Source organism: Microbacterium testaceum StLB037 (genome assembly GCF_008763945.1).
In the GTDB taxonomy this organism is placed as follows: Bacteria; Actinomycetota; Actinomycetes; order Actinomycetales; family Microbacteriaceae; genus Microbacterium; species Microbacterium testaceum_G.
This window is the reverse complement of record NZ_VTQH01000002.1, coordinates 508,792-526,430: the sequence shown is the minus strand read 5'-3', so window position 1 is coordinate 526,430 and position 17,639 is coordinate 508,792. Positions and strand designations below refer to the sequence as shown.

At 71.0% G+C, this 17,639-nt stretch carries 17 protein-coding genes and 1 tRNA gene; 10 read left to right on the top strand and 8 right to left on the bottom strand.

Translation table 11 applies throughout. The features are described 5' to 3' along the window. The first annotated feature begins 60 nt into the window (after nucleotides 1-60). The 3 genes from F9B98_RS11205 to F9B98_RS11195 all read left to right on the top strand — a co-directional run bounded on the left by F9B98_RS11205 (nucleotide 61) and on the right by F9B98_RS11195 (nucleotide 1,705). Complete coding sequence (locus F9B98_RS11205; RefSeq protein WP_150957334.1) at nucleotides 61-984, top strand: alpha/beta hydrolase family esterase; 924 nt, start codon at nucleotides 61-63, stop codon at nucleotides 982-984. A gap of 27 nt (nucleotides 985-1,011) precedes the next feature. After that, on the top strand, nucleotides 1,012-1,194 hold the full coding sequence (locus F9B98_RS11200) for a hypothetical protein (RefSeq protein WP_150957331.1): 183 nt from the start codon (nucleotides 1,012-1,014) through the stop codon (nucleotides 1,192-1,194). Between the two features lie 91 nt (nucleotides 1,195-1,285). Then, nucleotides 1,286-1,705, top strand: coding sequence for a hypothetical protein (locus tag F9B98_RS11195; protein WP_150957328.1), 420 nt, complete (start codon nucleotides 1,286-1,288; stop codon nucleotides 1,703-1,705). 22 nt (nucleotides 1,706-1,727) lie between these two features. Here the strand turns inward: F9B98_RS11195 and F9B98_RS11190 are convergent, their stop codons facing one another. The 3 genes from F9B98_RS11190 to F9B98_RS11180 are packed head-to-tail and all read right to left on the bottom strand — an operon-like array spanning nucleotide 1,728 to nucleotide 4,596. Beyond that, entirely contained in the window at nucleotides 1,728-2,501 is a 774-nt protein-coding gene (locus F9B98_RS11190; RefSeq protein ID WP_150957325.1) for an ABC transporter ATP-binding protein, read from the bottom strand. Then, nucleotides 2,498-3,577 carry an iron chelate uptake ABC transporter family permease subunit gene (locus F9B98_RS11185; RefSeq protein WP_225310312.1) on the bottom strand — a complete coding sequence of 360 codons (1,080 nt, stop codon included), beginning with the start codon at nucleotides 3,575-3,577 and terminating at the stop codon, nucleotides 2,498-2,500. Before F9B98_RS11185 ends, F9B98_RS11190 begins: the two co-directional genes overlap by 4 nt. Next, nucleotides 3,550-4,596, bottom strand: a complete 1,047-nt coding sequence (locus F9B98_RS11180; protein WP_150957321.1) for an ABC transporter substrate-binding protein — start codon at nucleotides 4,594-4,596, stop codon at nucleotides 3,550-3,552. Before F9B98_RS11180 ends, F9B98_RS11185 begins: the two co-directional genes overlap by 28 nt. A gap of 202 nt (nucleotides 4,597-4,798) precedes the next feature. Here F9B98_RS11180 and F9B98_RS11175 point away from each other — a divergent pair, with 202 nt between their 5' ends. Genes F9B98_RS11175 through F9B98_RS11160 form a run of 4 tightly spaced genes read left to right on the top strand, consistent with a single transcriptional unit; the run spans nucleotide 4,799 to nucleotide 8,934 of the window. Further along, the gene (locus F9B98_RS11175; protein ID WP_191966774.1) at nucleotides 4,799-5,584 is read left to right on the top strand and encodes a DeoR/GlpR family DNA-binding transcription regulator; all 786 of its coding nucleotides are present in this window, start codon (nucleotides 4,799-4,801) and stop codon (nucleotides 5,582-5,584) included. Next, nucleotides 5,581-6,546 (top strand): 1-phosphofructokinase family hexose kinase, encoded by a 966-nt coding sequence (locus F9B98_RS11170; RefSeq protein WP_150957318.1) that lies wholly within the window; start codon nucleotides 5,581-5,583, stop codon nucleotides 6,544-6,546. The genes F9B98_RS11175 and F9B98_RS11170 overlap by 4 nt, the downstream gene beginning before the upstream one ends. Before the next feature lie 18 nt (nucleotides 6,547-6,564). Then, complete coding sequence (locus tag F9B98_RS11165; protein WP_150957316.1) at nucleotides 6,565-8,637, top strand: fructose-specific PTS transporter subunit EIIC; 2,073 nt, start codon at nucleotides 6,565-6,567, stop codon at nucleotides 8,635-8,637. Between the two features lie 27 nt (nucleotides 8,638-8,664). Further along, complete coding sequence (locus tag F9B98_RS11160; RefSeq protein WP_056230686.1) at nucleotides 8,665-8,934, top strand: HPr family phosphocarrier protein; 270 nt, start codon at nucleotides 8,665-8,667, stop codon at nucleotides 8,932-8,934. A 245-nt stretch (nucleotides 8,935-9,179) separates the two neighbouring features. On the opposite strand, the gene F9B98_RS11155 is transcribed toward F9B98_RS11160, so the two are convergent. After that, nucleotides 9,180-9,818, bottom strand: a complete 639-nt coding sequence (locus F9B98_RS11155; protein WP_150957312.1) for an MBL fold metallo-hydrolase — start codon at nucleotides 9,816-9,818, stop codon at nucleotides 9,180-9,182. A 187-nt stretch (nucleotides 9,819-10,005) separates the two neighbouring features. On the opposite strand from F9B98_RS11155, the gene F9B98_RS11150 reads away from it, so the two are divergent. After that, a tRNA-Glu gene (locus F9B98_RS11150) sits at nucleotides 10,006-10,081 on the top strand. Nucleotides 10,082-10,334: 253 nt separating this feature from the next. Here F9B98_RS11150 and F9B98_RS11145 read toward each other — a convergent pair. Beyond that, nucleotides 10,335-11,408 (bottom strand): DUF4349 domain-containing protein, encoded by a 1,074-nt coding sequence (locus tag F9B98_RS11145; protein ID WP_150957309.1) that lies wholly within the window; start codon nucleotides 11,406-11,408, stop codon nucleotides 10,335-10,337. Then, a complete protein-coding gene (locus F9B98_RS11140; RefSeq protein WP_150957306.1) occupies nucleotides 11,405-11,959 on the bottom strand; it encodes an RNA polymerase sigma factor in 555 nt (184 codons plus the stop codon). The genes F9B98_RS11145 and F9B98_RS11140 overlap by 4 nt, the downstream gene beginning before the upstream one ends. 175 nt (nucleotides 11,960-12,134) lie before the next feature. On the opposite strand from F9B98_RS11140, the gene F9B98_RS11135 reads away from it, so the two are divergent. Then, on the top strand, nucleotides 12,135-13,202 hold the full coding sequence (locus F9B98_RS11135) for a TerC family protein (RefSeq protein ID WP_150957822.1): 1,068 nt from the start codon (nucleotides 12,135-12,137) through the stop codon (nucleotides 13,200-13,202). Nucleotides 13,203-13,239: 37 nt separating this feature from the next. Here F9B98_RS11135 and F9B98_RS11130 read toward each other — a convergent pair whose 3' ends face one another. Both F9B98_RS11130 and F9B98_RS11125 read right to left on the bottom strand, forming a co-directional pair. Beyond that, nucleotides 13,240-14,553: an LLM class flavin-dependent oxidoreductase gene (locus tag F9B98_RS11130; RefSeq protein ID WP_150957303.1), complete on the bottom strand. Its 1,314-nt coding sequence runs from the start codon at nucleotides 14,551-14,553 to the stop codon at nucleotides 13,240-13,242. Continuing rightward, entirely contained in the window at nucleotides 14,550-15,860 is a 1,311-nt protein-coding gene (locus tag F9B98_RS11125; protein WP_150957301.1) for an O-acetylhomoserine aminocarboxypropyltransferase/cysteine synthase family protein, read from the bottom strand. Before F9B98_RS11125 ends, F9B98_RS11130 begins: the two co-directional genes overlap by 4 nt. Nucleotides 15,861-16,177: 317 nt before the next feature. On the opposite strand from F9B98_RS11125, the gene leuC reads away from it, so the two are divergent. Continuing rightward, nucleotides 16,178-17,638 (top strand): 3-isopropylmalate dehydratase large subunit, encoded by a 1,461-nt coding sequence (leuC, locus tag F9B98_RS11120; protein WP_150957297.1) that lies wholly within the window; start codon nucleotides 16,178-16,180, stop codon nucleotides 17,636-17,638. Nucleotide 17,639 lies beyond the last annotated feature (1 nt).

Sequence of the window (17,639 nt, the reverse complement as noted above, 5' to 3'; positions counted from 1 at the left end):
GGGTGATCCCGGTGGTGAGGCGGCTGCGGGCCGAAGATACCCGAACCGTAGGATGACCGGATGCGCCTCCGCGTCCCTCTCCTCGTGGTCGTCTCGCTCGCGGCCGTGCTGCTGTCGGGCTGCAGCGCCTCGCCCGCGGCTCCGCAGGAGGCCACCCCCACGTCGACGTCGGCGTGCCCCGCGGCCCCGACCCTCCCCTCGGGGGAGACGACGCGGCTCTCGCTGACCGTCGCGGGCGACGACCGCCTCTTCGACGTCCACGTGCCGGCCGATCACGATGGCGCGACGCCGTCGCCCCTCATCCTGGCGTTCGCCGGGTACCGTGCCCCGGCCGGCGAGCTCGAGCGAGAGGTCGGGTTGAACGACAGCGGCGCGGTGGTCGTCTACCCCCAGCCCGCCAGCTCCGCCGCCGGCACGGGCTGGCAGGGGGCGCCGTACTCGTCGGGCGCCGATGACGTGGCCTTCACCTCGGCGCTGCTCGACGAGGTCGAGTCGCGGCTGTGCATCGACACCGCGCGCGTGTTCGCGGCGGGGATGTCGAACGGCGGAGGCTTCGTCTCGCTGCTCTCGTGCGCTCTGCCCGAGCGCATCGCGGCGTTCGCGGTGGTCTCGGGGGCCGTGTACCCCGCGACCAACCCACCGTGCCCGGACGCACCGCCGGTCCCCGTGATCGAGTTCCACGGCACCGCGGACGACGTCATCCCCTACGACGGCGGCACCCGTCACGACGCGAGGGTCCTGCCCGTACCCCAGTGGCTGTCGCAGCTCGCGACCCGCAACGGCTGCGCGCCCGACCCGCGGTCGGAGACGGTCGCCCCGGGGGTCGAGAAGCAGACCTGGACCGGATGCCGGGACCGCGGCGCCCTCGAGCACTACCGGATCGCCGGGGGAGGGCACGTCTGGCCCGGTGCCTCGGGATCGGGCGAGCAGTTGGGCGCGACGAGGCTGATCGAGACGTTTTTCACAGCCCACCCGCTGCGGTGAGGACCGGATCGGCGAGAGGATGGACCCATGGGACTCTTCGTACAGCGACCGGAAGAACCGAGCGAGTGGGCGGGACTGCCCGGCGAGCCCGCGCGACCGAAAACGCAGGCCGAACTCCTGCCCGACGACGAACAACCCGCCGCGGCTCCCGGGCTGATCGACCTCGGTGGCTCGTCGGTCACCTCGATCGAGATCCCCATCGGCGACTGAGCCGGGCGCGTTCGCCGCGAGGAGAGACCCGGCGGGTTAGCATCCGAGCGAGGGCTGCAGACGGCGCCCCTCCCCGCGGAAGAAGGTCCTCGTGAAGCGCTCCCTCGCTCTCCGGCTCGCCCTCGTCGTCGTGGCCGGCGCCCTGCTCGCGGGCTGCGCGCCCGCGGCATCCGACGCTCCGGCCGTCCCTGCCGCCGAGGCGCCGTCTCCGGCCGCGACCGTGGATGAGGCTTTCGCGCCGACGGTGGTGTCGCCGGACGATCTCGACGGCAAGAGCGCCTCCGTGAAGATCGGCACCTCGCTCGTGCTCGCGGTCCCCGACGGCACCGAGGCCGAGTGGACGGGAACCACGTCCGACGTCGACATCGCCGAGTTCTCGGCGGGAGGACCGTCGGAGGGCTCCATCTTCCGCCCCGGGTTCCTCCCGCGCGCCGTGGGCGAGACCGCCGCCACGCTCACGGGCCCCGACGGCAAGATCATCCGCTTCACCCTCTCCGTCCTCGCGCCCTGAGCGGTCTGCCGGACGGGAGGATTCAGGATGCCAACGGCCCGTCGAACAGGATCGTGGAGCGCCCCGTCTCGGCATCCGGGATCACCCGCGCCGCCACCTCGTAGACGTCGGCGATGAGCGTCGGCGTGAGCACCGCGGCGGGAGCTCCGGCGGCCACGACACGGCCCTCGCGCAGCACCAGCACGCTGTCGCAATAGGTCGCCGCGAGGTTCAGGTCGTGCAGGGCGATGATGCTGGTCACCGGCAGAGCGGCGACGAGCGCCAGCACATCGAGCTGATGGCGGATGTCGAGGTGGTTCGTCGGCTCGTCGAGGAGCAGCTCCCGCGGCTCCTGGGCGAGGGCGCGGGCGATCTGCGCGCGCTGCCTCTCTCCGCCGGACAGGGTGTGCCAGAGGCGATCGGCCTTGTCGGTGAGTCCCACGCGCTCGAGTGCCGCGTCGATCGCGTCCTCGTCGCCGGTGGACGAGCCACCCCACACCGGGCGGTGCGGCGTTCGGCCCAGGCGGACGACGTCGCGGACCACGATGTCGGCGTCGGTCTCGGCGTGCTGCGTCACCACGGCCACCGTGCGGGCCACCTCTCGCCGCCGCCATTCGCCCAGGGGCCGCTCGTCGAGCAGCACCTCTCCGGAGTCGGGGCGTGCGGCCCCCTGCAGCAGGCGCAGCAGCGACGACTTGCCCGAGCCGTTCGGCCCGAGAAGGCCCACGGTCGTTCCGGGTTCGGGGTGCAGCGAGACGCCGTCGACCACGAGGGTGCCCCCGCGGGTCCAGCGCGCGGCGCGGGTTTCGAGCGTCATGCGCGGCCCCTCCGTCGAACGAGGAGGGCCACGAAGACCGGAACTCCCACGAGCGCCGTTCCCACCCCGACCGGAAGGGGCGTGGGGGCGAAGAGGGTGCGGGTCGCGGCATCCACCCACACCATGAACACGGCGCCCACGACCGCCGCGAGCGGAACCACCCGCGCGTGACGCTGGCCGACCATCAGACGCACCGCGTGCGGCACGACGAGTCCCACGAAGCCGACGGCACCGACCGCGCTCACCAGCGCGGCCGTCATGAGAGCCGTGACGATGAGCAGGCCGATGCGCGTCCGGGCGACCGGGGTACCCAGGGAGGCGGCCACGTCGTCGCCGAAGGTGAAGGCGTCGAGAGCCCGCGCGGCGACCAGGCATACGGCACCGCCGACGACGACCACGACGGCGCAGAGGGCGACTTTGTCCCACCGCATGCCCTCGAGCGAGCCGAGGAGCCAGAACATGACGCCGCGCGTCTCGTCGCTGTCGGCGACCGCGAACACCACGAGCGAGGTGAGCGCCGAGAAGAACTGCGTGCTGGCGACACCGGCGAGGATCACGCCGGAGGTGCCGCCCGAGGTGAAGCGCGAGAGCACGAGCACGAGGCCGAAGGCCACGAGTGCGCCGACGAAGGCGCCGCCCGACAGGCCGAGCACGCCGCCGCCGATCCCGAGAACGCCGATCACGACGGCGCCGGTCGACGCCCCCGACGACACGCCCAGCACGAACGGTTCGGCGAGCGGGTTGCGCAGGAGGGACTGCATGACCACACCGCACAGGGCCAGGCCCGCCCCGGCGCACGCGGCGACGAGGGCGCGGGGCAGGCGCTCTTCCCAGACGATCGCGTTCTTCGCCGCCTTTACCGGGATGTCCGCGAGACCCAGATGGTTCAGCAGCACGTCGCGCACGTTGACCAACGACACATCGGCCGGCCCCAGGGTCACGGCCACGCCCACGGAGACCACCAGCACCACGAGCCCGACGAGGGCGAGCACCACCCCGAGTCCCGCGGAACCCCGACCGAGCCGGGCGCGCGAGACGAGGCTCGCGCTCAGAGCGCGCTCCCGTTCTCGTCCCACCAGGCGCGGATCTTGTCGAGCGCGTCCACGAAGCGGATCGAGGGGTTGAGCTCGGCGCCGTGCAGCGCGATGTAGTGCTTGTTCTTCACCGCCGTCATGGTGCTGGTGAGCGGATCGCTTTCGAGGAAGGCGATCTTGTCGGCGAGGCGGTCGCCGGGGAAGCGGTCCCGCTGCAGATCGCCCAGCACGAGCACGTCGGGATCGGCCGAGACCAGGCTCTCCCAGCCCACCGCGGGCCAGTCGTCCGTCTGCGTCGCGAAGACGTTGGTCATCTTGGTGGTGGATGCCAGCAGAGCGGCGTTCGAGAAGCCGCCGGCGACGTAGGGGGTCTTGGTGTCGGCGAACCAGAAGGCCACGGTGTGGCCCTCGAAGTCGATGCCCTCGGTCGCCGCCGCGGCGCGCTGCTGCAGCGATCGAACCAGGTCTTCGCCGCGGTCGGACACGTCGAAGATGCGCGCCAGGTCGCGGATCTCGCCGTAGAGCGTGTCGACCGTGAGCGGCGCGGTGCGCTTTCCGCCGGCGTTGAAGCTGACGTCGCCGTCGCAGTCGGTGGGGGAGAGGTACGAGGCGATGCCGGTCTCGGCGAACCGGTCGCGCGTGGCGACGCCGCCCTGGGCGTAGTGGCGGCCGAAGGACGCGGTGACGAAGTCGGGATCGGTGCCGAGCACGACCTCGTACGAGGGGGCGTTGTCGGACAGACGCGGGACCGCCGCGTTGGCGTCGGCGAGCGTGTCGAGCACCGGGTCGGTCCAGAATGCCGTGCCGACCATCCGGTCCTGAAGGCCCAGGGACAGCAGGATCTCGGTGGAGTCCTGGTCGAGCGAGACCACTCGGGAGGGCGCCCGGTCGACCGTGATCTCGCGGCCGCAGTTCTCCAGCGTCAGGGGGTAGACGGTGGCACCCTCTCCGGCCGTCGTGGCGGTGGCTTCGGGAACGACCTCCGACGCCCCGCAGCCGGTCAAGACGGCTGCGGCGGTCAGCAGAACGAGGGGGAAGGCGAGGGCGCGGGCGCGTGGCATCCGGGAACTCCGTAGGGATCGTGGAACGTACGGCCCGACGGTGGACCACGGGTAAGGATAGCCTCACTTGTTGCGCATGCGGGACCGGTTCTTCGTTCGTGTGGGAATCCACCCGTGGGCTGTCAGGGGCGGATCCCGCAGAAATCTGTTGCCCTGTGTGGTTTCGTGTTGTATCGTGTGGGAATCTTCGAAGGGGATCCCCGTGTACGCAATGGAGCGCCAGCAGCTCATCGAGCGCGAACTGCGCGAGATCGGACGCGTCAGCGTCGTCGACCTCGCCCGTCGCTTCGACGTGACCACGGAGACCGTTCGCCGCGACCTCGACCGCCTGGAAGGGCTCGGATCCCTGCGCCGTGTGCACGGCGGCGCCGTCGACATCGGTCGGGCCAGCACCGCGGAGTCGCCCCTCACCGAGCGTCGTGAGCGTCACCGCGACGCGAAGCGCGCTATCGCCGCCGAGGCCGTGGCCCTGCTCGGCTCCGACTTCCGCGGATCGATCTTCCTCGACGCGGGTACGACTCCCGCGGCCGTGGCCTCGCTCCTTCCGGCCGCTCTGGGCGCGGGGATCAGCGGGGTCGAGGTCGTGACGCACTCCCTCGAGGCCGCGCACCTGCTCGCCGGCGAGGAGCGCCTGTCGCTCACCACCATCGGGGGGCGCGTGCGCGGGGTCACCGCCGCCGCGGTCGGGGCGCACACCGTGCGCACCATCGGTCAGCTCCGCCCCGACATCGCCTTCGTCGGCACGAACGGACTGAGCGCCGACTTCGGCCTGAGTACCCCCGACCCCGACGAGGCCGCCGTCAAGGCCGCCATCATCCAGTCCGCCCGTCGCGTGGTGCTCCTCGCCGACGCGGCGAAGTTCGGTGAAGAACTGCTCGTGCGCTTCGCCCGACTCGACGAGCTCGACGTGCTCGTCACCGACGCCGCCCCTCCCGCGGCGCTCTCCGAGGCCCTCGAGGCCGCCGACATCGAGGTGCGCGTCGCATGATCGTCACTCTGACCGCCAATCCCTCCGCAGACCGCGCCGTCGTGCTCTCCGAGGCGCTGCAGCCCGGAGAGGTCCAGCGAGCCCTGTCGTCGCGCGAAGATGCCGGGGGCAAGGGCGTGAACGTCGCCCGTGTCGTCACGGCCGCCGGAGCCCCCGCCCGCGCTGTGGTGCCGGTCAACGCCCACGACCCGTACCGCCTGCTGCTCGAAGACACCGGCGTCGATCTCGACGTGATCGAGGTGGCCGGCCGTGCCCGGGCGAATCTCACCATCACCGATCCCAAGGGTGAGACCACCAAGCTGAACCTCCCCGGGGCCGAGCTGTCCGCGTCCGAGGCCGAGGCGCTCGTGGCGGGTGTCGTCGCCGCGTCCGAGGGGGCAACCTGGCTGGTGCTCGCGGGGTCGCTTCCTCCCGGAGTTCCGGTCACCTTCTACGCCGACCTCATCTCCGCCGTGCGCGAGCGGTGGGGGAGCGCGTCCCCGCTCATCGCGGTCGATGCGTCGGGCCCGGCCCTCGCCGCGGTGGTCGACACCGCCCGCCCCGACCTCATCAAACCCAACCACGAAGAACTCGCCGAACTGGTCGGAGAGGACCCGGCGTCCGACGACGACGTGCTCGCGTCCGCCTCACGCCGTGCTCAGTCTCTGGTGCCGGGCCGCGTGGCATCCGCCCTCGTGACCCTCGGCGCCGACGGAGCACTCCTCTTCACGGCCGAGGGCACGTGGCGCGGACGCGCCCCCCGGATCCAGGTCGCCAGCACCGTCGGCGCGGGAGACAGCTCCCTCGCCGGTTACCTGCTCGCCGATCTCGAGGGGGCCGCGGCCCCCGATCGCCTCGCGCGCAGCATCGCCTACGGAGCGGCCGCCGCCACTCTGCCCGGCACGCAGGCGCCGACTCCCGACGATCTGCCCCCGGGTGCGATCGCCGTCACCGAATTCCCCACCCCCATCGCAACATCCTGACCACGGAGGTCACTGACAATGTCCGACATCATCACTCCGGAGCTCGTCACTCTCGACGTGCCCCTGGGCACCGACAAGCAGTCGGTGATCCGTGCTCTCGCCGAGCGCGTCGTCGCGCAGGGCCGCGCACGCAGCGCTCAAGAGCTGTTCGACGACGCCTGGGCGCGCGAGCAGAAGGACGAGACCGGCCTGCCCGGCGGCATCGGCATCCCGCACGCGCGCAGCGCGTCGGTCACCGAGCCCACCCTCGCCTTCGCCCGCCTGACCCCCGGTGTCGACTTCGGCGCCCCCGACGGCCCCGCCGACATCGTGTTCCTCATCGCGGCCCCCGAGGGTGCCGACGAGGCCCACCTCTCGGTGCTGTCGCAGCTGGCCCGCAGCCTCATGAACAACGACTTCATGACCGGCCTGCGTTCGGCCCAGACCCCCGCCGAGGCCGTCCGGATCATCACGGATGCCATCGCCCCGGCCGAGACCCCGGTCGCCGCCGCGGCTCCCGCCGTAGCCGCAGCCGCACCCGCGGGCACCCGCGCCGAGGCTCGCACCGCGACGAAGACGAAGAAGATCGTCGCCGTCACCGCGTGTGCGACCGGTATCGCTCACACCTTCATGGCCGCCGACGCGCTCACCACCGCCGGGGCCGAGACCGACGGTGTCGAGCTCATCGTCGAGCCCCAGGGCTCCAGCGGCTACAAGGCGCTCCCGCAGAGCGTGATCGACGACGCCGACGCCGTGATCTTCGCGGTCGACGTGGACGTGCGCGACCCGCAGCGCTTCGCGGGCAAGCCCGTCGTCCGCGCGGGCGTCAAGCGCGGCATCGAGCAGCCCAAGCAGCTCATCGCCGAGGCCCTCGCCGCCAGCGAGAACCCGAACGCCGCACGCGTCCAGGGCGGTGCCGCCGCGGCATCCGCGTCCGACGCTCCGGCGGCTCAGCAGTCGGTGGGGCGCCGCATCCAGCGGTGGCTGTTGACGGGTGTCAGCTACATGATCCCGTTCGTCGCCGGTGGCGGTCTGCTCATCGCCCTGGGCTTCCTGCTCGGCGGCTACCAGGTGACCGCGAACGCGTCGAACGTCATCATTCAGAACTCGCTGTGGGACCTCCCGACCGAGGGCATCACCTCGCCGCTCGGCCCGATCGGGCAGTACCTCGGCTCGGTCGCGTTCATGATCGGTGCGACGTCGATGGGCTTCATCGTCGCCGTGCTCGCCGGCTTCATCGCCTACGCCATCGCCGACCGCCCCGGTATCGCTCCCGGTTTCGTCGCCGGTGCCGTGGCCGTGCTCATGAACGCCGGCTTCATCGGCGGCATCATCGGCGGTCTGCTCGCCGGTTTCATCGCCTGGTGGCTCGGCCGGTTCGACGCCCCGCGCTGGCTGCGCGGACTCATGCCCGTCGTGATCGTGCCGTTCCTCGGGTCGATCTTCGCCTCGGGCCTGATGATCCTGTTCCTCGGTCGCCCGATCGCCGCCCTCATGGCCGCCCTCACCGAGGGTCTGACCGGTCTCGCCTCCAGCGGTGCCGGAGCCGTCGTGCTCGGCGTCATCCTCGGCCTCATGATGTGCTTCGACCTCGGTGGTCCCGTCAACAAGGTCGCCTACGTCTTCGCCACGACCGGGCTCGCCGCCGCGACGCAGACCAACACCACGCCCTACCTGATCATGGCCGCGGTCATGGCCGCCGGTATGGTGCCCCCGCTCGCGATGGCCCTTGCCTCGACCGTGCTCTCCCGCAAGAAGTTCACCCCGGTCGAGCGCGAGAACGGCGCGGCGGCCTGGCTGCTGGGCGCCTCGTTCATCTCCGAGGGCGCGATCCCGTTCGCCGCGGCCGACCCGCTGCGCGTCATCCCCGCCTCGATGGTGGGCGGTGCGATCACGGGTGGTCTGAGCATGCTGCTCTCGGTGCAGTCGTTCGCCCCCCACGGCGGCATCTTCGTGTTCTTCGCGATCAACCCCTTCTGGGGTTTCGCCCTCGCGATCGCGGCGGGTACCGTCGTGACTGCGCTGATCGTCGTCGCCCTCAAGGGCATCGGCCGCAGCACGAAGGACGCCGCCGTCACCGAGGCTGCTCCCGCAGCCACGGTCGCCGCGTAACACCCCGTCGAATCGGAAGGATTCACCATGGCAGAACGTCAGGCCACCATCGCGAGCGCCTCGGGCCTCCACGCCCGCCCCGCGAAGCTCTTCGTGCAGGCCGTGCAGGAGAAGAAGATCCCCGTCACGATCGCCGCCGAGGGCGGTGCCGACCTCAACGCCGGCAGCATCCTCTCGCTCATGGGCCTCGGCGCCGGTCACGGCACCGTCGTGACGCTGAAGGCCGAGGGCGAGGGCGCCGAGCAGGCGCTCGACGAGCTCGTCGCCCTTCTCGAGACCGATCTCGACGCGCAGTAAGCGCTTCGGCATAAAACACCGGATGCCACGGGCCAGAGGGCTCGTGGCATCCGGTGTTTTCGTGCGTTTCGGTTGACCGGGACCGGCCGGGCTGCGGGGCGGTGTGCCGGGGGCGGCTGCGTCCCGCGCCGCGCGCACCGCGCGCCGGTGTGCCGGGCTCCGGAAGAATCCGCCCCGCAGCCTCGCGGGAAGCTGTAGCGGGCCGGCCGGCGCCGCACGTTCCGGAGCCCGGGACGCGATGGTCGTCAGACCTCGACCGAGTCGCCCGGCTCGAGGTCGACGAACGAACCGCCGTTCTGCTCGACGGCCCACGTGAGGCGCGCGTCGCCCATCTGCTTGCCGGCGACCGAGAGGGTCATGTCATGCGTGGCGAAGACCCGTTCGGGCTTCACGTCGAGGACGTAGTCGATCACCTCGCCGATCTTCAGCCAGGGGGCGCCGACCGGAGCTGCGAGCAGGGTGATCTTCTTGTGCTTGGGCACCGCGTAAGAGTCGCCGGGGTAGTACACCGCGTCGTTCACCAGGACGCCGACGTTGTCGACGACCGGGATCGAGGAGTGGATGACCGCGTGCTTCCCACCGAAGAACTCGAGGTGGAAGGGGCCGAGGTCGAGGGTGTCGCCCGGGTGGACCACGGTGACCTCGAAGCCCGCGGCAGCCTCTCGCACGCCCTCGGGGCCGTAGATCGGCACACCGGGGTGGGCCTTCTGCAGGCGCGTGAGGTGCTCGGGCGTCCAGTGGTCGGCGTGCTCGTGGGTGATGACGATGCCGCCGAGGTTCGTCAGGTCTTCGAGGGGAGAGGTGAAGCTGCCCGGATCGATCACGAGCGAGTGACCGGATTCGACGAGGACGAGGGCGGCGTGTTCGTGCTTCGTGAGTCGCATGCGACGAGTCAACTCCCGACCGCGGGAGCGAGGCAAGCGCTGGCGTGAAGGGTGAACAGCGTCTAACGGCTCTTCCGTGCGGGGCCATCTCGCGGTACCGTGGCCGGACACGCCCGAGAAGTCGAAGGCTCGGCCTCGATTTTGCGTGGGCGTCAACTGTCGTGCATACTTGAATGGTTGACGACGCGGCCCCATCGTATAGCGGCCTAGTACGCCGCCCTCTCACGGCGGTAACGCGGGTTCGAATCCCGCTGGGGTCACCAACACGAAAAGAGCTCCGACCGATCGGTCGGAGCTCTTTTCGTTGTAGCGGTGTGAAGGAGTTCGCAGGACCCCGCCCGCGGAGTTGCACGCCGGCCCCGGACACCTCGGGCCGACGCGGACACCGGGACGACCGGTATCCGTGTTCCTCGCTCTTGTCGTCGGCCCCCGGCTCCCCGAGCAGAGCGGATGCCAGGGCTCCCGGCATCCGCCTCCGCTGTCGCGACCCTCGCCGATCGCAGGCGACGGTTCCGCTCAGCCCTCGCGCGCCTCCCGCCGATGCCGCAGCACCCGGCGCACGCCCCACACCACCGCGAAGACCACGCCGGCCACCGCGAGCCACGGCAGCAGGAACCCGAGCCCGATCACGATCCCGTTGAGCGTGGCGACCAGGCCGTTCCAGCCGGCGCCGAGTCCGTCGCCGAAGCCGGCGGGGTCGGCGGCGACCGCGGGGGAGTGCTCGACGAGTTGGACGCTGAGCGACGACATCGCGACCTGCGACTCGACCGACTGCAGCACCTGCCGGTCGGAGTCGAGCTGCGCCTGCCGCTCGGCGAGGGCGGACTCGGCGGTGATGAGGTCGGAGACCGACCCGGCTTGCGCCAGCAGCTCGGTCAGGCGCGCGACGGAGGCCTCACCCGCGGCGACGCGTGCGCGCAGGTCGACGGTCTGCTCGGTGACGTCGGAACGGCTGACGGTCGTGGCGGTGACCTCGCCGACCTGGCGCAGCCCGTCCATCGAGCTCGTGAGGACGGCGGCCGGAACACGTACGGTGATCCAGCCCGAGGATGCCGCAGGTCCCGTGGCCGAGCCCTCATACGGCACCGCGCCGATCGCGCCGCCCAGCTGCGAGGACTCCACGTATCCGCCCGCCGCGGTCGCGGAGGCGCCGATCGCGTCGATCGCCGCGGCGATGTCGTCGACCTCGACGGTGCTGGAGCCGGTGGCGACGATGTCGCGCATCGCCGTGTCGCGCGCCGCCGCATCGCCCGCGGCGGCCTCGGACGACGAGGACGACGACCCCGCGGCATCCTGATCCGGGACGACGGGGACGATCGGCTCGCTCCCGGAACTCCCCGAGTACTGGTCGGTCAGCCCCTCGCCGCTGGCGCCCACGACCGTCGACCCGCCCGAGCCGGAGGTCGCCGTCAGTGACGCGCCCGCGAACGCGGCGACCACGACGACGGCTGCGGCCGCCCCGACGCCCGTCCATAGACCGCGCCGGCGCCGACGGCGGCGGTCGCGCTCATCGGCGATCCGTCCGAAGACGGCTGTCTCGATGGCATCCCTCCGCTCGTCCGGGAACGGGGGCAGCGTCGGCGTGGTCATGGGGTCTCCGTCTCCATCGCGGTGGCGCGCACCCGGGAACGGATGCGGGAGAGCCGATTGCGGACCGTGCCGTGCGAGACGCCCAGCGAGACGGCGGCGGCTTCGTAGCCGTAGCCCTCGGCGGCGCACAGGCGGAAGATCTCGCGATCGAGGTCGCTGAGACGGTCGACCGCGGCGAGGATCGCGGACACCGTCTGCGCCCGCACGACCTGGGCCTCGACGTCGACGAGCGAGGGGATCTCGTCGTCGAGTGCGGCGTGCGAGCCGTGCCGACGTCGGGCACGTAGACGGTTCTGCGCCTGCAGCCGACAGACGGTCGCGAGCCAGGGGAGTAGCGACTCGCCCTCCAGCCGCAGCGAGGGGATCTTCCGCCAGGCGACGACGAAGGTCTCCTGCACGACGTCCTCCGCGTCCGCCGCATCACCCACCAGGCCGATGGCGATCCAGTACACCGGCCGCGCATACGCCCGGTACAGCTCGCGATACGCGACCTCCGAGCCCCCGGCGGCGCGCGCCACGAGGACCCTGTCGTCGATGACGTCGTCGGTCATGGCATCCGCTCCGCTCTCCGGGTGAGCCCGGGAGCACTCTCTCACTCAGAGGTGTCCGGTCGCGTCGGATCGTCTCACGGATGTACGCGCGCAATGAGCACTACGTGCACAAGCCCGGTGACGGAGCGAGACCGGCGGATAAACTCGAGCGTTTCCCCCGATGAAAGGCCCCGCGATGGAGCTGCAGCTCGACCCGCTCTTCCAGACGATCACGCTCGTCGTGCTCGTGCTGATCCTGGTCGCCGACCTGCTGATCATCCTGAAGCGGCCCCACATCCCGGCGCCGAAGGAATCGACGCTGTGGGTCGTGTTCTACGTCACCCTCGCGCTGCTCTTCGCGGGCGTGCTGTGGATCGTGGGCGGGGGCGAGGTCGCGGGGCAGTTCGTCGCCGGCTGGCTGACCGAGTACAGCCTCTCGATCGACAACCTGTTCGTCTTCGTGCTGATCATGGGGCAGTTCTCGGTGCCGCGCCGGTACCAGCAGGAGGTGCTGATGGTGGGCATCATCATCGCGCTGATCCTGCGCGGCGCGTTCATCCTCGTGGGCGCCACGATCATCGAGAACTTCAGCCCGATCTTCTACCTGTTCGGGGCGTTCCTCATCTACACGGCGATCCGGCAGGCCTTCCCCGGCGACGACCACGACGACGACTCGCAGAAAGAGAACCTCATCGTGCGGACGCTTCGCCGCGTGCTGCCGATGAGCGACTCGTACGACGGCAAGAAGGTCATCACGCGGGTGAACGGCAAGAAGCTCTTCACGCCGATGATCATCGTGTTCGTGGCGATCGGCGTGACGGACCTGCTGTTCGCGATCGACTCGATCCCCGCGATCTTCGGCATCACGCAGAGCCCGTTCATCGTCTTCACGGCGAACCTCTTCGCGCTGATGGGCCTTCGTCAGCTCTACTTCCTTCTTGGCGATCTGCTCGATCGCCTGAAGTTCCTGCACTACGGCATCGCGTTCATCCTCGCCTTCATCGGCGTGAAACTGATCCTGCACGCCATGCACGTCAACGAGCTGTCGTTCGTCAACGGCGGCGAACCCATCGAGTGGGCACCCGAGATCTCGACGTGGGTCTCGCTGGCGGTGATCGTGCTGTCGATGGCCGTCGCGACGGTTGCGAGCCTGATCGCCGCGCGCCGCGAGCCGGCTCCCGCCGGAGAGGCTCAGGATGCCGCTGCCGACGTCGCCCACGAAAAGGGAACGCCCTCGACGGTGGAGCAGCCCGAGCGCGACTGACCGCGCACCGTGACGCGGGGGTCCCGGCATCCGGAACCTAGAACGCCCTCAGGTTGGCCTGCAGGCCGCCGTCGACGTACTCCTCGCGGAGGATGCCGCGTCGGCGCAGGATCGGGACGAGGTCGTCGAGCACGCGGTGCACGGTGACCGGGTGCAGATCGCCCCACAGCAGGACGCCGTCGTTGCCCCACTCGCCGAGCTCCTCGATGCGGTCGGCGAACTCGTCGGCGGTGCCCACGAAGCCGGATCCGTCGTTCAGACGCCCCAGGCGCGCGTGCGCGGCGAGGATCGTGCGCAGGGGAGCATCATCGTCGTGCTTTCCGACGAGTCGCGTGATGCTGCCCTCCGACACATGCTCGCCGAAGATCGACCGGTCGAGCGGCGCGTCGAGGTCGAGTCCCGTCAGGTCGGTTTCGAGGTCGCTCGACTGCTTGCGCGCGATCGCGATGAGCGCCTCTTCGGACGGGTCTGCGGATGCCGCGACCAGGCGATCGGCCTCCTCCGGCGACGACACGAGCACCGGCTGGATCGCGAAGAGGATCTTGATGTCGGAGGCGGATCGCCCCGCGGCTTCGGCTGCGGCGTGGATGCGTCCGCGATACGCCCGGATGCTCTGCTCGTCGAGGGGCGCGAGCGCGAGCTGCACGTCGGAGTTGTGCCCGGCGAACGACAGACCCCGCCCCGAGCCGCCGGGGGAGACGATGGCGGGCTCGCCGTCGGTGAACGGAACGGCGTTCAACGGCCCGTCGAAGCCGAAGTGCTCGCCGCGGTGGCGTGTGGCGTCGAGCCGCGTCCCGTCGGCGTAGACGCCCGACTCCTCGTCGACGACCAGGGCGCCCTCGCCCCAGCTGCGCCAGAGCTGACGGATGCCGTCGAGCCACTCCTCGGCCCGATCGTAGGCCGCGTCGTGCCCGAGCTGCGGCGCGGGCGAGAAGTGGCGCGCGCTGCCGGTGTCGGTCACGACGTTCAGTCCCAGACGATGGCCGCTCAGGTGCTGGAGCGTCGCGAACTGCCGCGCGGCGGTGTACGGCAGGTACGCCGCCGGGTTGACCGTCGGCACGACGCCCAGGTGCCGCGTCGCCGCGAACAGGTACGGCGCGAGCAGGAGCGGGTCGTGCTTGGGTCCGCCGAAGGCGTGGCGCACGCGCAGGTCGATCGTCTCGGCGCTGCCGAGCGAGGGAGCGTCCTCGATGATGAGCAGGTCGAAACCGGCCTGCTCGAGCGTGCGGGCGGAGTCCTGGTAGAGGCCGGGCTCGGTCCAGCGGTGGTTCCAGCGCAGGTACGGATGCCCCCACCCGTGCGGGCCGAAGCCGCGCGCGAGGAACCAGCCGAAGTGCTGCAGCCGGCTCACAGCACGACCGTCTCGCGCTCGATCACGGGAACGCCGACGAGCGCCTGCTCGAGGTCGGCCAGGATGTCGTCGATGTCCTCGATCCCGATCGACAGGCGGATGGTCCCCGGGAACACGCCGGCACGCTCGCGCTCCTCGACGGTCCGGGCCGCGTGCGAGGTGCTCTGCGGGTGCAGCACCAGGGAGCGCACATCGCCCAGGTGGGTCATGTGCGTGATGAGCTCGACCGACTGCACGACGTGGCGCGCCGCCTCGAGGCCGCCGCGCAGGGTCACCGTGAACACCGACCCGGTGCCGCGCGTGAGGTACTGCCGACCGAGGGTGAAGTCGGGGTGCGACTCGAGGCCCACGTGGTCGACGCGCTCGACCTCGGGCCGCTGCTCGAGCCAGCGGGCGACGGCGAGGGCGTTCTGCGACTGCCGCTCGACCCGCAGGCTCAGGGTCTCGATGCCCTGCCCGATGAGGAAGGCGTTCAGCGGCGACGGCGACGGGCCGAAGCGCGGGGCGGCGCTCTCGCGGATGTAGGCGCCGCGGGCGCGCGGCCCGTGCTTCTCGGCGAGGCTCGCCCCGCCGAGGCGATCGGTCTGCACGAGGTGCGGGAAGAGATGACCGGATGCCGCGGCGTCGAAGCGACCGTCGTCGACGATGACCCCGCCGAGCACCGCACCCTGCCCCGCGAGGAACTTGCTCGCCGAGTGCACGACGACGGCGGCACCGTGCTCGATGGGGCGCAGCAGATAGGGCGTCGTGAAGGTGCTGTCGACGACGAGAGGGATGCCGCGCTCTCGGCCGATCGCCGAGACGGCGGCGATGTCGAGCACGTCGTTGCGCGCGTTCGAGAGGGTCTCGGCGAAGAGGGCGCGGGTGCGCGGGGTGATGGCCCCCCGCCACGCGGCCAGATCGCCCGTGGGGACGAAGGTCGTCTCGATGCCCAGGCGCGCGAGGTTGTCGAGGAGCAGGCCGCGGGTCCCCTCGTAGATGTGCTCGGAGACGACGATGTGGTCGCCCGCGCCCGCCAGCGCGAGCAGCGCGACCGTGACCGCCGCCTGACCGCTCGAGACGAGGACGGCCTGGTCGCCGCCCTCGAGAGAGGCGAGGCGCTCCTCGACGGCCTGAATGGTGGGATTGCCGGTGCGGGTGTAGCCGAAGCCGGCACCGGTGCCGAAGTGCGCGGCGGAAGCGTCGAGGTCGTCGAAGGTGAAGCCCGCCGTGAGGTAGATCGGCGTGGCCCGCGGAGAGGCGTGCGCGGCGGTCGAGCCCGCGTGCACCTGGCGGGTCGAGAATCCGGTGTCGGCGTTCGCGGCCATGGGTCACGCTCCACTCTGCGAGATCGGTGCGGGCCCTCGGGTCGGGCCCGATCCCGACGGGGTTCGGGATCGGCCCAGGCTCGCACGCCCCGGCCCGAGAAGACGAAGTGTGCGGCGCTCTGTTACGCGCGGGCGGCCGTGCGGCGCGGCGGCCGGGGGAGTCGCCGCGCGGGCGAAGCGAGGGAGCCCGGTGGTATCGTGACCGGGTGCGGATCGCTCGCCTCCTCCTTAGCGGCCGCGACGAGACCTTGTTCTAGGCCTTTCTCGTCGCGGAGTTCGTCGCGGGCCTCACACCCCTTCCGAGGAGAAACGCAAACATGAGCACGATTCCCGAGAATCCCCGCACCCTGGCCGAGAAGGTCTGGGACGACCACCTCGTGGTCAAGGGCGAGAACGGTCAGCCCGACCTCATCTACATCGACCTGCACCTCGTGCACGAGGTCACCAGCCCCCAGGCCTTCGACGGCCTGCGCGCCGAGGGCCGCCCCGTGCGCCGGCTCGATCTGACGATCGCCACCGAAGACCACAACACCCCGACGCTCGACATCGACAAGCCGATCGCCGACCTCACCAGCCGCACGCAGATCGACACCCTGCGGCGCAACGCCGAGGAGTTCGGCGTGCGCATCCACTCGCTGGGCGACAAAGAGCAGGGCATCGTCCACGTGGTCGGCCCGCAGCTCGGGCTCACCATGCCGGGCATCACGGTCGTGTGTGGCGACTCGCACACCTCGACCCACGGCGCGTTCGGTGCGATGGCGTTCGGCATCGGCACCAGCGAGGTCGAGCACGTGCTCGCCACGCAGACGCTTCCGCTCAAGCCCTTCAAGACGATGGCGATCACGGTGGAGGGCGACCTCAAGCCCGGCGTGACCGCGAAGGACATCATCCTCGCGATCATCGCCAAGATCGGCGCGAACGGCGGACAGGGCTACGTGCTCGAGTTCCGCGGCAGCGCGATCCGCTCCCTCTCGATGGAGGGGCGCATGACGATGTGCAACATGTCGATCGAGGCCGGCGCCCGTGCGGGCATGATCGCTCCCGACGAGACGACCTTCGCGTACGTCAAGGACAAGCCGCACGCCCCGCAGGGTCAGGACTGGGACGACGCCGTTGCCTACTGGCGCACCCTGCCGAGCGACGAGGGCGCCGTCTACGACGCCGAGGTGTTCCTCGACGCGAACGAGCTCGAACCCTTCGTCACCTGGGGCACGAACCCCGGCCAGGGCGTCTCGCTCAGCGACGTCGTGCCCACCCCGGCCGACATCGCCGACCCCAACGAGCGCGCCGCCGCCGAGCGGGCCCTCGAATACATGGATCTCGAGGCCGGCACCCCGATGAAGGACATCCCCGTGGATGCCGTGTTCATGGGCTCGTGCACGAACAGCCGCATCGAAGACCTGCGGGCCTTCGCCTCCGTGATCCAGGGCCGCACCAAAGCCGAGAACGTCCGCGTCATGGTCGTGCCGGGATCGGCGCGCGTGCGCCTCGAAGCCGAGGCCGAAGGCCTCGACAAGGTCTTCACCGACTTCGGCGCCGAGTGGCGCTTCGCCGGGTGCTCGATGTGCCTGGGGATGAACCCCGACCAGCTGGCCCCCGGGGAGCGCTGCGCGTCGACCTCGAACCGCAACTTCGAGGGGCGCCAGGGCAAGGGCGGGCGCACGCACCTCGTGTCGCCGCTGGTCGCCGCGGCCACCGCCGTGCGCGGAACGCTGTCGAGCCCCGCCGACCTCGACCCCGTGCCCAGTGAGACCGTTTCGACCGGGGCGGAGGCCTGAC

What these genes read in the sequence shown, in the direction of transcription:
- F9B98_RS11205 (WP_150957334.1), top strand. Translation starts at nt 61, where the DNA reads ATGCGCCTCCGCGTCCCTCTCCTCGTGGTCGTCTCGCTCGCGGCCGTG.
- F9B98_RS11200 (WP_150957331.1), top strand. Translation starts at nt 1,012, where the DNA reads ATGGGACTCTTCGTACAGCGACCGGAAGAACCGAGCGAGTGGGCGGGA.
- F9B98_RS11190 (WP_150957325.1), bottom strand. Translation starts at nt 2,501, where the DNA reads ATGACGCTCGAAACCCGCGCCGCGCGCTGGACCCGCGGGGGCACCCTC.
- F9B98_RS11180 (WP_150957321.1), bottom strand. Translation starts at nt 4,596, where the DNA reads ATGCCACGCGCCCGCGCCCTCGCCTTCCCCCTCGTTCTGCTGACCGCC.
- F9B98_RS11170 (WP_150957318.1), top strand. Translation starts at nt 5,581, where the DNA reads ATGATCGTCACTCTGACCGCCAATCCCTCCGCAGACCGCGCCGTCGTG.
- F9B98_RS11165 (WP_150957316.1), top strand. Translation starts at nt 6,565, where the DNA reads ATGTCCGACATCATCACTCCGGAGCTCGTCACTCTCGACGTGCCCCTG.
- F9B98_RS11160 (WP_056230686.1), top strand. Translation starts at nt 8,665, where the DNA reads ATGGCAGAACGTCAGGCCACCATCGCGAGCGCCTCGGGCCTCCACGCC.
- F9B98_RS11155 (WP_150957312.1), bottom strand. Translation starts at nt 9,818, where the DNA reads ATGCGACTCACGAAGCACGAACACGCCGCCCTCGTCCTCGTCGAATCC.
- F9B98_RS11145 (WP_150957309.1), bottom strand. Translation starts at nt 11,408, where the DNA reads ATGACCACGCCGACGCTGCCCCCGTTCCCGGACGAGCGGAGGGATGCC.
- F9B98_RS11140 (WP_150957306.1), bottom strand. Translation starts at nt 11,959, where the DNA reads ATGACCGACGACGTCATCGACGACAGGGTCCTCGTGGCGCGCGCCGCC.
- F9B98_RS11135 (WP_150957822.1), top strand. Translation starts at nt 12,135, where the DNA reads ATGGAGCTGCAGCTCGACCCGCTCTTCCAGACGATCACGCTCGTCGTG.
- F9B98_RS11125 (WP_150957301.1), bottom strand. Translation starts at nt 15,860, where the DNA reads ATGGCCGCGAACGCCGACACCGGATTCTCGACCCGCCAGGTGCACGCG.
- leuC (WP_150957297.1), top strand. Translation starts at nt 16,178, where the DNA reads ATGAGCACGATTCCCGAGAATCCCCGCACCCTGGCCGAGAAGGTCTGG.